Origin of the sequence: Sinorhizobium sp. M4_45, assembly GCF_002885915.1 — a bacterium.
In the GTDB taxonomy this organism is placed as follows: domain Bacteria; phylum Pseudomonadota; class Alphaproteobacteria; order Rhizobiales; family Rhizobiaceae; genus Sinorhizobium; species Sinorhizobium meliloti_A.
In genome coordinates, this window is record NZ_NWVE01000001.1 from 309,702 (window position 1) to 322,483 (window position 12,782).

9 protein-coding genes are annotated in these 12,782 nt (G+C 63.6%); 6 read left to right on the plus strand and 3 right to left on the minus strand.

The features are described from left to right. Positions 1–19 precede the first annotated feature (19 nt). The gene (locus tag CN933_RS01540) at positions 20–811 is read right to left on the minus strand and encodes a crotonase/enoyl-CoA hydratase family protein (protein WP_018095567.1); all 792 of its coding nucleotides are present in this window, start codon (positions 809–811) and stop codon (positions 20–22) included. 84 nt (positions 812–895) lie between these two features. Here CN933_RS01540 and CN933_RS01545 point away from each other — a divergent pair, with 84 nt between their 5' ends. Then, positions 896–1,492, plus strand: a complete 597-nt coding sequence (locus tag CN933_RS01545; protein ID WP_018095566.1) for a TetR/AcrR family transcriptional regulator — start codon at positions 896–898, stop codon at positions 1,490–1,492. Next, positions 1,489–1,851, plus strand: coding sequence for a VOC family protein (locus tag CN933_RS01550; RefSeq protein WP_018095565.1), 363 nt, complete (start codon positions 1,489–1,491; stop codon positions 1,849–1,851). The genes CN933_RS01545 and CN933_RS01550 overlap by 4 nt, the downstream gene beginning before the upstream one ends. A 112-nt stretch (positions 1,852–1,963) precedes the next feature. Here the strand turns inward: CN933_RS01550 and CN933_RS01555 are convergent, their stop codons facing one another. Further along, on the minus strand, positions 1,964–3,247 hold the full coding sequence (locus CN933_RS01555) for a cystathionine gamma-synthase family protein (RefSeq protein ID WP_018095564.1): 1,284 nt from the start codon (positions 3,245–3,247) through the stop codon (positions 1,964–1,966). A gap of 231 nt (positions 3,248–3,478) precedes the next feature. Here CN933_RS01555 and CN933_RS01560 point away from each other — a divergent pair, with 231 nt between their 5' ends. Then, the gene (locus CN933_RS01560) at positions 3,479–5,158 is read left to right on the plus strand and encodes an alpha/beta hydrolase (protein WP_026168654.1); all 1,680 of its coding nucleotides are present in this window, start codon (positions 3,479–3,481) and stop codon (positions 5,156–5,158) included. 65 nt (positions 5,159–5,223) lie between these two features. Here the strand turns inward: CN933_RS01560 and CN933_RS01565 are convergent, their stop codons facing one another. After that, positions 5,224–6,075 (minus strand): LysR family transcriptional regulator, encoded by an 852-nt coding sequence (locus CN933_RS01565; protein ID WP_018095562.1) that lies wholly within the window; start codon positions 6,073–6,075, stop codon positions 5,224–5,226. Between the two features lie 122 nt (positions 6,076–6,197). Here CN933_RS01565 and CN933_RS01570 point away from each other — a divergent pair, with 122 nt between their 5' ends. From CN933_RS01570 to CN933_RS01580, 3 genes are all read left to right on the plus strand, one after another. After that, the gene (locus CN933_RS01570; protein ID WP_102761199.1) at positions 6,198–8,645 is read left to right on the plus strand and encodes a GcvT family protein; all 2,448 of its coding nucleotides are present in this window, start codon (positions 6,198–6,200) and stop codon (positions 8,643–8,645) included. Next, positions 8,642–11,089, plus strand: a complete 2,448-nt coding sequence (locus CN933_RS01575) for a GcvT family protein (RefSeq protein WP_018095560.1) — start codon at positions 8,642–8,644, stop codon at positions 11,087–11,089. The genes CN933_RS01570 and CN933_RS01575 overlap by 4 nt, the downstream gene beginning before the upstream one ends. A 141-nt stretch (positions 11,090–11,230) precedes the next feature. Continuing rightward, complete coding sequence (locus CN933_RS01580; RefSeq protein WP_018095559.1) at positions 11,231–12,775, plus strand: trimethylamine methyltransferase family protein; 1,545 nt, start codon at positions 11,231–11,233, stop codon at positions 12,773–12,775. Positions 12,776–12,782 lie beyond the last annotated feature (7 nt).

The following is a 12,782-nucleotide window of genomic DNA, read 5'->3' on the forward strand; positions in this document are numbered from 1 at the left end:
GTCGTTTTGAAGAACCGGATCAGCGCCCGGCATAGCGTGGCTCTCGCCGCTCTCTCCAGGCGGCAAGCCCTTCCTTGAGATCATGGCTTGGAACCATTCGTGCGAATTGCTCGCTTTCGCAAAGCAGACCTTCTCCGATGGCCATGTTGAGACCGCGCGTCACGGCCGTGATGATGGCGGCGGTGGCAAGAGGGGAATGGCGGATGATCCGATCGGCAAGCGCTCTGGCCGAGGCGATCAGTTGATCATGCGGCACGACGGCATTGACGAGCCCCATGTCCATCGCGCGTTGGGGCGAGAATGCATCCCCGGTCAGGAGCAGCTCGAGCGCACGCTTTCGTCCTGCCAGGCGAGGCAGTCTCTGCGTGCCCCCGAATGTCGGCGGCATGGCAAGCTTGATTTCCGGTTTGGCAAAGCGAGCCCGCTCGCTCGCTATCGCGAGATGCACCGCTTCGGTCATCTCGCAGCCGCCACCATAGGCGAGACCGTTGACTGCAGCGATCACAGGCTTCGAAAAGGCTTCCAGGCGGTGCGTCAGCTGTTGCCCCCGCCGGACAAAATCGCGGCCGGCGGCGTTCACGCCCTTGGCCACGCTGCCGGCGAATTCGTGAATGTCGCCGCCTGCGGAAAAGGCGCGATCGCCGGCGCCGGTGAGGATGACTGCCTGCACCGTCTCGTCGGTCTCGACACGGTCGAGAAGGGCTAAAAGCCGATCGATCAGTTCGTAGTTGAGGGCATTCAGCTTTTCGGGCCGGTTGAGGGTAAGCAGGGCGATGCCGGCCGAAATTTCGATAAGAACCGTATCGGACATGAATTGTCTCCCATCAAGTATTGACGAGTGGAGGCTAAGTCGGCGACAAAGGAATGTATATTCACTAGTCGGTATACATAGCCCATGACGACGGCACCGAACACACGCGAACGCATCGTTTCCGCCGCTTCCACGCTGTTCTATGCCGAAGGGATCCGCGCCGTCGGCGTGGACGCCGTCGCCGAGGCGGCCGGCGTGACGAAGCGAACGCTCTATTATCACTTCAAAAGCAAGGACGACCTGATTGCCGCCTATCTCGAGGGGCGCGATCAGCCGAACCTCAAGCTCTTCCGGAAATGGTTCAGCGAAACCGAAGGCGACGTGGCATCGAAAGTCGAGGGCATCTTCCTCAATCTTGCCCGCGTCGCCCGACATCCGAAATGGAAGGGCTGCGGCTTCCTGCGCACCTCCGCCGAACTCGCCGGCATGCCGGGGCACCCGGCGATCCGTATCGGCGCCGCGCACAAGAAAAAGTTCGAGGAGTGGCTCCGGCAGGTGTTCGAGGCAGAAGGGATCGTGGACGCGGAAGCGCTCGCGCGGCAGGTCCTGTTGCTCCTCGACGGGAGCTTCGCCGTCGTTCTGCTCCACCGTGATCCGAGCTATATGGAGACGGCGGGGACGGCCGCGGCCTCGCTCGTCAAGTTGGCGCTATCGGAGCGGACAATCGGGAGGGTCGAATGACAGTACGACGCATCGTTCCTAATCTTCAGGTGTCCGATCCGCTTCAGGCGCAGCGGTTCTATGCGGACCTGCTCGGCCTGGAGGTGGTGATGGATCACGGCTGGATCGTCACATTTGCGGCGGTTGGCCGCTCCGCAATGCCGCAGGTGAGCTTCGCCACCGAAGGCGGGTCCGGAACGCCCGTCCCGGCGCTCTCGATCGAGGTGGATGACGTGGACGAAACCTATCACCGCGCCACGGCCGCCGGTGCGGAGATCGTCTACGATATCACCGACGAAAGCTGGGGCGTGCGCCGGTTCTTTCTGCGCGATCCGTTCGGCACTATCGTCAACGTCCTTTCGCATCGGGCAAGGGCTTGACCCCGGTCGTCCCCTAAAAACGAATGGATCGGCACCGCAATGAACAGGACGGCGATGGTCGCGCTGAGCACGCTGTCGCAGACCTCCAAACCGGACGACCTCCAGCAGCAGCCTAGATCATCGTCAGCGCGTTTGCGACGTCGGCGACGAGATCGTCCGGGTGCTCGATGCCGATCGACAGGCGGATCGTGGATTCGAGCACGCCGATCCGGGCGCGGACCTCGATCGGCACGCCGGAATGCGTCATTGCCGCCGGGTGGCTCGCGAGCGATTCCGTACCGCCGAGACTGACGGCGAGCTTGAAGATCTGCAGTGCGTTGAGGAAGCGGAATGCCGCCTCCTGGCCGCCGGCGATGTCGAAGGAGAAGGTCGATCCCGCGCCGGTGCATTGCGTGGCGAATACACGGCCGACCGGCGTGTCCGCGTCGTGGAACGGCAGATAATGGATCCGCTCGACCTTGGGATGGTCACGCAGGAATTCGGCGACGATGCGGGCGTTGTCGTTTGCCTTTTCCATACGCACCGACAGGGTTTCGAGCGAGCGGCCGATCATCCAGCAGGAATGCGGATCGAGCTGTGTGCCGATCGAGCCGCGCAGGGCCTTCACCTGCCTGATCAGCGCCTTGGAGCCGAGAACGGCGCCGGCGATCAGGTCGGAATGGCCGCCGACATATTTGGTCAGGGAATAAAGGGAAAGATCCGCCCCGTGTTCGATCGGGTGTTGAAAGACAGGGCCGAGCAGGGTGTTGTCGCAGGCGACGATCGGCCGATGCGCCTGTCTTTCTTCGACTCTTTCGGCAATGCGCCGGATCAACGCGACGTCGACAAGGCTGTTGGTGGGATTGGCCGGCGTCTCTATCAGGATCGCGGAGACCCGCCCCTTGCTCATCGCTTCTTCAGCCGCGGCATTGACGGCCGCCTCGTCCGTACCATCGCCAAAGCCGACCGCGGAGACACCCAGATTGAGAAAGGTCTTGGCGAGCAGCGTTTCGGTGCCGCCGTAAAGCGGCTGCGAATGCAGGATGGAGTCTCCCGGCCGCACGAAAGCGAGAAGCGTCGTGGCGATCGCCGACATCCCGGAGGAAAAGAGCGCGCCGGCTTCCGCTCGTTCGAAAATGGCGAGCCGGTCTTCGACGATCTCGCTGTTCGGGTGATTGAAGCGGGAATAGACGAGCCCGGCACCCACGCCAGCGGGCGGTTCGCGCCGGCCGGAGACGAAGTCGAAGAAGTCACGGCCCTCCTCGGCGGAGTGGAAGACGAAAGTCGAGGTGAGAAAGATCGGCGGCTTGACGGCACCCTCCGAGAGCTCGGGGTCGTAACCATAATTCAGCATCAGCGTTTCGGGATGCAGTTTGTGGTTGCCGATATGGGTCTTGGAGGGGTGCGGCGCGGTCATGGGTTTTTCTCCTTGGCGCAGGCAGACTCTACTACCGGCTTAAATATACCAAACGTCTGCGTCCGATCCTTGCTATTTGCGATCACTTCGTTTTGATGCCCGCGTCTCTTGCCGGCGCAAAATCCTCGACAGTGCCTCTGCACGTTTTTGTCCTTTGCAGCAGGCCAGCGGGAATTGACTACACGCCGGCGGAAAGCGACATTGCCGCCAGCGCGCGAAGTGGAGTCCGCCATGGAACACGTTCAGCAGACGGACCTGCCGAGACCGGTGCACCGTCACATCTCCACCTTCCTGCGTTCGTTTTCCACAAGCGGCCTCCTCGTCGGCATTCTGTTCTTTGCGGTTTCGTTGACGCCGAGTCTGATACCCAGGCCCTATCTGATTCAGGCCGTGATCTCCGGATTTTCCCTTGCAGCCGGATACGCGATCGGCGTGTTTCTGCGCTGGCTCTGGTCCTTCTTCGAACTCCCCGAGCCGACGGTGCGGCGCGCGCGAACATTGAAAATCGCCGCTGCGATCGTTTCGATAGCGGCCGCGGCCGTATTCCTGTGGCAGGCGGCGCATTGGCAAAACACAGTACGGCACATCATGGGCCTCGAGCCCATCGAGAGCGCCGAGCCGCTCCAGCTCGGCCTGATAGCCGTGCTCATGTTCATCGTCCTGGTCCTCCTGGCGCGGCTGTTCCGGCTGACCTTTCGCGTTCTTTCCCGATGGCTGCAACATTTCCTCACGCGGCCGATCGCCAATGCCCTCGGCGGGGTGGTGGCGCTCGCCCTGTTCTGGTCCGCTGCGAACGGCGTGATCTTCAAGTTCGCGCTTCGTGCCGCAGACAGTTCTTTCCAGCAACTCGATGCACTTATGGATCCCGAGATCGCACCGCCTGCCGATCCCGCCAGGACGGGGAGCGGCGCGTCGCTCGTGCACTGGGACGAGCTCGGGCGGCAGGGACGGCAGTTCATCGCGTCCGGCCCGACCGGCGCCGACATCGGGGCGTTCTTCGGGGCTGCAGCTCCCGATCCCGTGCGTGTCTATGTCGGGCTGAATTCCGCCGAGACCGCGCGGGAGCGGGCGAAGCTGGCGCTGGAGGAGCTGAAGCGTGCCGGAGGCTTCGAGCGCAAGTCGCTGATCGTCGTCGCGCCGACCGGCACCGGCTGGATCGACCCCGCCGCGCTCGATACGCTCGAATATCTGCTTCACGGCGACGTCGCGAGCGTGGCCGTGCAATATTCCTATCTCACCAGCTGGCTCTCCCTGCTGGTCGAGCCGGGCTATGGTGCCGAAGCGGCCGACGCCCTCTTCGACGCGGTCTATGGCTACTGGACGACGCTGCCCAGGGATCGTCGGCCCAAGCTCTATCTGCACGGGCTCAGCCTTGGCGCGATGAATTCGCAAGGATCGGTCGATCTCTTCGATGTCATCAGCGACCCCTTCCAGGGCGCGCTCTGGAGCGGGCCGCCGTTTCCGAGCGCGCTCTGGCGTTCGGTGACGGCCGACCGCGTCGCCGGCTCGACCGCCTGGCTGCCGCGCTATCGCGACAGCTCCGCCATCCGCTTCACCAGTCAGGAGAATGCGCTGGACATTCCCGGTGCGCGCTGGGGCGCGATGCGGATCGTCTATCTGCAATATGCCAGCGATCCGGTGACCTTTTTCGATCCCCGTTCCTTCTACCGGGAGCCGGACTGGATGAAGCCCCCGCGTGGACCGGACGTTTCGCCGGCGCTGAGCTGGTTTCCCGTGGTCACCGGACTGCAGCTGCTTGCCGACATGGCGTTGGCGACGACCTCGCCGATGGGCTACGGCCATGTCTATGCACCGGAACACTACATCGACGCCTGGATGGCGGTTACCGATCCGCAAGGTGTTACGGCCGAGGATATCGCGCGATTGAAGGCGCAATTCAGCAAGCGGTGAGCTGCCTTCATCGCTCCCCATCCGACCACAGAGAGAGGCCGGGGCGCCGGAAGCTTCGGATACGTCTAGGTCACGAACCCCGACAGCAGCCCCTCCATTGCGCCGATGATCTTGCGATGCTGATGGGCGTGGCGGGTGCGGAGGCTCGTTGCCGCATAGACGGTCTGCGAGATGACCGGCGCGTCGGCCACGACTGCAACGCGGTCGGCGAGCCGATCGGCAGTCGCCTGCGTCACGTAAGCGGCGCCGCCGAGCGTGCGCAACAGGTCCGTGACGGCCATGTTCTGGCCGGCCGCGAGCGAAGCTCCCGAAAGATGCGGAAGAGCCAGGCGGTGCGCCCGGTCGAAGGCCGGCGAGTAACTGGAACGGATATAGGTTTCAGGCTTCACCCCGGCCATCTCGGGAGCATCGGTGCTGACCAGCACGTAATGCAGTTCGCCGATCCGTTCATAGTGAAGGTCGGGCAGGAAATGCGGTGTGTAGAGGATCGCGAGATCCAGCTCTCCGGCGGCAAGATCGCGGTTCATCTGGTTCGAATAATCCGCCTCCATATAGATCTCGGTGGTCGGCAGGTCGCGGCGGATCGCAGCGACCCAGCGGCCGGCAATGATCTCGGCCAGGTCGTGCTGGATTCCGAGCCGCATCGAACGTTCCAGAGCGCCTGCACTCGCGACTGCACGGGTGGCCTCATGCCACTGGTTTTGCAAGGCTTTCGCATAATCGAGAAAGCGCAGTCCCGCGGCCGTCGGAAGGGTTCCGCCCTTGTTGCGGGTGAAGAGCTTGCGGTTGAACTGCGTCTCCAGCGCCTTCACCCGATGAGAAACCGTGGATTGCGTGATGTTGAGGCGCTCGGCGGTGCGGTTGAAGCTGCGCGTTTCCATCAGGTCAAGAAAGGTCTCGATCAGGTCAACCTGCATTTGTGTCGCTCCTTGCTCCTCCCCGCCAATCTAATCGAATTCTTCGATCAATAAAGCTGAATCGCCGCGCTTGATGGCATCAGGCTTCCCCGTCAAAGATCGCCGTAACAGAGGGAGCCAGCATGTCGAATTTGCCGTCTCACGCACGTGTCGTGATCATTGGTGGGGGAGCCGTCGGCGCCTCCTCGCTCTACCATCTTGCCAAGGCCGGTTGGACCGACTGCGTGCTTGTTGAAAAGAACGAGCTCACGGCCGGCTCCACCTGGCATGCGGCCGGCAACGTGCCGACCTTCTCCTCATCCTGGTCGATCATGAACATGCAGCGCTATTCGGCTTCGCTCTATCGCGACCTGGGAGCGCTCGTCGATTACCCGATGAATTATCATGTGACGGGATCCATCCGCCTCGGCCATTCGAAGGAGCGGCTGCAGGAGTTCAAGCGCGTCGTCGGCATGGGCCGTTACCAGGGCATGGACCTCGATATAGTGACGCCCGAGGAAATGCGCAGCCGCTATCCCTTCCTCGAAACGCATGACCTGACCGGCGCGCTATACGATCCCTATGACGGCGACATCGATCCGGCGCAGCTGACCCAGGCGCTCGCCAAGGGCGCGCGCGACATGGGCGCGAAGATCATCCGCTTCTGTCCCGTGACCGGTGCCCGGCGCGAAAGGGATGAATGGGTGGTCGAGACGGCGCAGGGCGAAATCCGCTGCGAATACGTCGTCAACGCCGCCGGATATTATGCCCGCGAGGTCGGGAAGATGTTCGGCCGCGACGTGCCGATGATGGTGATGAGCCATCAGTACGTCCTTTTCGACGAGATCCCGGAACTTGCCGCCTGGTCGAAGGAAGCCGGGCACAAGCTGCCGCTCCTTCGCGACGTCGACTCCTCCTATTATCTCCGCCAGGAGAAATATGGCATGAATCTCGGGCCGTACGAGAAGAACTGCCGCGCTCACTGGGTGAGGCCCGATGACCCGATGCCGGAGGATTTTTCCTTCCAGCTCTTCCCGGACGACCTCGAAAGACTGGAATGGTATCTGAACGATGCGGTCGAGCGCGTGCCGATCCTGGGGACGGCAGGTCTTTCGCGCGTCATCAACGGACCGATTCCCTATGCGCCGGACGGCAATCCGCTGATCGGGCCGATGCCCGGCGTGCCGAACGCCTTCGAGGCCTGCGTCTTCACCTTCGGCATCTGCCAGGCGGGAGGGGCCGGCAAGGTGCTCGCCGAATGGGTGACCGAAGGCCGGACCGAATGGGACATGTGGTGCTGCGACCCGCGCCGCTACACGGACTATACCGACCAGGACTATTGCATCGCCAAGGGGATGGAGATTTACGGCCACGAATATGCGATGCATTTCCCGAAGCACTACTGGCCGGCCGGGCGCGGCAGGAAGCTCTCGCCGATCCATGATCGCGTTGCGGCGCTCGGCGCGCAGTTCAAGCCCTATAACGGCTGGGAACGCGCCATGTGGTACGCGAAACCCGGCGACGACACGTCAGAGGCTGCGACGCAGACCTGGGGAAGGGAAGGCCCCTGGGCGAAGCGGATCGAGGAGGAGTGCCTGGCCGTGCGCGATGCCGCCGGCATTCTCGACCTGCCGGGCTTTTCGCGCTTCCGGCTGAAGGGGGAGGGCGCGCGCGAGTGGCTCTCCGGCCTCATCACTGGCCGCGTACCGAAGCCCGGCCGCATCGGGCTGGCCTATTTCGCTGACGACAAGGGCCGCATCCTCACCGAAATGTCCGTCATGGCGATCGAGGAGGATTTCTTCTTCCTGATCACCGCGGCGACGGCGCAGTGGCATGATTTCGAGTGGCTGCAGAAGCATCGCCCGGCGGACGCCGCCTTCACGCTGGATGACGTGACGGTGAAATTCGCCTGCCAGATCCTGACGGGGCCGAAATCGCGCGCGATCCTGGCCGAGGTCTCGGACGCCGACCTTGCGAAGGGGTGGCTGACGCATCAAACTGCGCAGATCGCCGGCCGTTATTGCCAGCTCGTGCGGGTCTCCTTCGCCGGCGAACTCGGCTGGGAGATCCACACGAAAGTGGAGGATACCGCCGCGGTCTTCGATGCCGTTTGGGAAGCCGGGCAGAAGCACGGCCTCAAGCCGTTCGGCATGGAGGCGCTCGACAGTCTGCGCATCGAGAAGGGCTACCGCGCCTGGAAGGGCGATCTCTCCACCGATTATACGGTTTTGCAGGGCGGGCTCGAACGCTTCGTCGACTGGTCGAAGCCGGATTTCAAGGGCAAGGCCGCGCTGGAGCGTGAGAAGCAGCAGGGCGTCACGAAGCGCTTCGTGACGCTGACGGTAGAGCCCGGCGATTGCGACGCGCCCTATATGTCGACGCTCTGGTCGGGCGGCGAGGTCGTCGGCGAGACCACGTCCGGAAACTGGGGCTACCGCACCGGCAAGTCGATCGCACTCGGCATGCTGCGCGCCGATCTGGCCGTTCCCGGCCAGGAGGTCGAGGTAGAGATTTTCGGTGACCGCTTCAAGGCCATCGTCCAGCCGGACCAGCCGCTCTGGGATCCCTCGAATGAAAGACTGAAGGCATGACGAAGCCCATTCCCGCAAAAGCGCGTGTCGTCATCATCGGCGGTGGCGTTTCCGGCTGCTCGGTCGCCTATCATCTGGCGAAGCTCGGCTGGACCGATGTGGTTCTGCTCGAGCGCAAGCAGTTGACCTGCGGCACGACCTGGCATGCGGCCGGTTTGATCGGCCAGCTGCGCGCTTCGCAGAACATGACACGGCTCGCCAAATACTCGGCCGATCTTTACGTGAAGCTCGAGGCGGAAACCGGCATCGCTACCGGCATGCGCCAGAACGGCTCGATCACCGTGGCGCTGACGGAAGAGCGCAAGGAAGAGATCTATCGGCAGGCCTCGCTGGCGCGCGCCTTCAACGTCGACGTACGCGAGGTCACGCCCGACGAGGTCAAGGAGCTTTACCCGCACCTCAACGTTTCCGACGTGAAGGCGGCGGTCCACCTGCCGCTCGACGGCCAGTGCGATCCGGCCAACATCGCCATGGCGCTTGCCAAGGGTGCGCGGCAGAACGGTGCGACGATCGTCGAGGGCGTGAAAGTCACCTCGGTGCTGAAGAAGGGCGGCCGAATAACCGGCGTCACCTGCGAGCAGAACGGCGAGAGCTTCACGATCGAGACGGAGAATGTCGTCAACTGCGCCGGCATGTGGGGCAGGGAGCTTGCCCGGCAATCCGGCGTCACCGTGCCGCTGCACGCCTGCGAGCACTTCTATATCGTCACCGAGGCGATACCTGACCTCAGCCGCCTGCCGGTGCTGCGCGTGCCGGACGAGTGCACCTACTACAAGGAAGATGCCGGCAAGATGCTGATCGGCGCCTTCGAGCTCAAGGCGAAGCCCTGGGGCATGGAAGGCATCCGCGAGGATTTCTGTTTCGACCAGCTGCCGGAGGACTTCGACCATTTCGCCCCGATCCTCGAAATGGCCGTCAACCGCATGCCGATGCTTGAAACGGCGGGCATCCACACCTTCTTCAACGGCCCGGAAAGCTTCACGCCAGACGACCGCTACTATCTCGGCGAGGCGCCGGAGCTCAAGGGCTACTGGGTGGCAGCCGGTTACAATTCGATCGGGATCGTCTCCTCGGGAGGCGCCGGCATGGCGCTGGCGCAGTGGATGAACGACGGCGAGCCGCCCTTCGATCTCTGGGAGGTCGATATCCGCCGGGCGCAGCCCTTCCAGAAGAACCGTTCCTACCTCAAGGAACGCGTCAGCGAGACGCTGGGTCTGCTTTACGCCGATCATTTCCCCTATCGCCAGATGGCGACCGCCCGCGGCGTTCGCCGCTCGCCCATCCACGAACATCTGAAGGCGCGCGGTGCCGTCTTCGGCGAAGTGGCGGGATGGGAGCGGCCAAACTGGTTCGCAAGGGACGACCAGGAGCGCGAATACCGCTATTCGTGGAAACGGCAGAACTGGTTCGAAAACCAGCGGGAGGAGCACCTCGCTGTCCGCAATGGGGTCGGCCTTTTCGACATGACCTCCTTCGGCAAGATCCGCGTCGAGGGCCGCGATGCGCTCGCTTTCGTGCAACGGCTTTGCGCCAACGAGATGAATGTCGAGCCCGGCCGTGTCGTCTACACCCAGATGCTGAACGCCCGCGGCGGCATCGAGAGCGACCTGACCGTCACGCGGCTTTCGCAGACCGCCTTCTTCCTCGTCGTGCCCGGAGCCACGCTGCAGCGCGATCTTGCCTGGCTGCGAAAACATGTGCGCGACGAGTTCGTGGTGATCACCGACGTCACCGCTGCCGAAAGCGTGCTCTGCGTCATGGGGCCAAGGGCACGCGAGCTCATGCAGAGGGTGAGCCCGAATGATTTTTCCAACGAGGCGCACCCCTTCGCCTCCGCCCGCGAGATAGAGATCGGGATGGGCCTCGCCCGCGCCCACCGCGTCACCTATGTCGGCGAACTCGGATGGGAGCTCTACGTCTCCACCGACCAGGCGGCGCATGTGTTCGAGACACTGGAACTGGCGGGTGCCGATGTCGGGCTGAAGCTCTGTGGCCTTCATACGCTCGATAGCTGCCGGATCGAGAAAGCCTTCCGGCATTTCGGCCACGATATCACCGACGAGGATCATGTGCTCGAAGCGGGGCTCGGCTTTGCGGTGAAGCCCGGAAAAGGCGAGTTCATCGGCCGCGAGGCGGTGCTCACCAAGCGCGACGAGGGTCTTTCGCGCCGGCTGGTGCAGTTCCGGCTTTCAGATCCGGAGCCGTTGCTCTTCCACAACGAAGCGATCGTGCGCGACGGAGAGATCGTCGGCACGATTACGTCGGGCAATTATGGCCACCATCTCGGGGGTGCGATCGGGCTCGGCTATGTGGCCTGCCAGGGTGAAAGCGAGGCCGATGTGCTGGCTTCCGCTTACGAGATCGAAATCGCCGGAACGCGGGTCAGGGCCGAGGCTTCGCTGAAGCCGATGTACGACCCGAAGGCGGAGCGGGTGCGGGCCTGAAAAGACTGCCCCCATAGGCCTGCCGGCACTTCTCTCCGTGTTGACGGGGAGAAAGGAGATGCCGTGCAGCAGTCCCCCGGGTGCGAAACCGAGGGACAGGGGCAAACAACAGACGACGACAGCGCCATTGGGAGATGAATGATGGCTGAGGAATGCGCAGTTGCGGCTTCGAGACGGTCCGGCGGACGGGCGGCGCGCGTTGCGCTTCGTTCGTCGCCGCTCGCCGAAAATATCCGCCCCGTTCGTCCGGGCCTTTCCGGCGGACAGTACAAGCCGCTGACGGAGGCCAACGTCAGACGGATTCACGAGGCGGCGCTCGATGCGCTGGAACAGATCGGCCTTGCCAACGCGCCGCGATCCGGCGTCGAGATCATGACCGGCGCCGGGGCCATCCTCGGCGAGGATGGACGACTCCGCTTCCCGCGTGCACTGGTCGAGGACATGCTGGCCATCGCCGCGCGCGACATCACCCTTTACGCGCGTGATCCGAAACAGGACCTCGAACTCAGCGGTACGCGCGTCTATTACGGTACGGCGGGCGCGGCGGTTCACGTGGTCGACGTCGAGAAGCGCGAATACCGCGAATCGACCGCCAAGGATCTCCTGAACGCGGCGCAGCTCGTCCATCACCTGGACAATGTCCATTTCTTCCAGCGAGCCATGGTCTGCCGGGACGTTTCCGACAATTTCCTGATGGACATCAACACGCTCTACGCCTGCTGCGCAGGGACGACGAAGCATGTCGGCACGAGCTTCTCCGATCCGTCGCATGTGGAGGGCTGCTTCGACCTCATTCACATGATCGCAGGCGGCGAGGACAAGTGGCGGGCGCGGCCCTTCGTTTCGAACTCGAACTGCTTCGTCGTGCCGCCGATGAAGTTCGCCGAGGAAAGCTGCATCACCATGGAGAAGTGCATCCGCGGCGGCATGCCCGTCCTGCTGCTATCCGCCGGACAGGCGGGGGCGACTGCCCCGGCGCCGCTTGCGACCGCCATCGTGCAGGCGGTTGCCGAGTGCCTTGCCGGCGTCGTCTACGTCAATGCGCTTTCGCCCGGCCATCCGGCGGTCTTCGGCACCTGGCCGTTCGTCTCCGATCTGAGGACGGGCGCCATGTCCGGCGGCTCCGGCGAACAGGCTCTGCTGACCGCCGGCTGCGCGCAGATGCACCAGTTCTATCGCCTGCCCGGCGGCGCCGCCGCCGGCATCGCGGATGCGAAGCTTCCCGATATGCAGGCCGGCTGGGAACAGGCGATCTCCAACGTGATGGCGGGGCTTTCGGGGCTCAACATGGTCTACGAGGCGGTCGGCATGCATGCATCGCTCCTCGGCTTCTGCCTGGAGTCGCTGGTGCTCGGAGACGACATGCTCGGCCAGGTGCAGCGCTGCATCCGCGGCATCGACGTAACGGAGGATTCGGTTTCGCTCGAGACCATGCGTTCGGTCTGCCTCGACGGCCCCGGCCACTATCTCGGCCATCCGCAGACACTCGGGCTGATGCAGACGGAATATATCTATCCGGCCGTCGCCGACCGCACGAGCCCGAAGGAATGGGTCGAGATCGGCCGGCCGGATCTCGTCGCCCGCGCGATCGAGAGGAAGAACCGCATCCTGGCAGACGCTGCCCCGTCGCTGATCTCGGCGGAGGCCGACCGGGCGATACGGGAGCGGTTCGGCATCTTTTGTTGACGTGTCG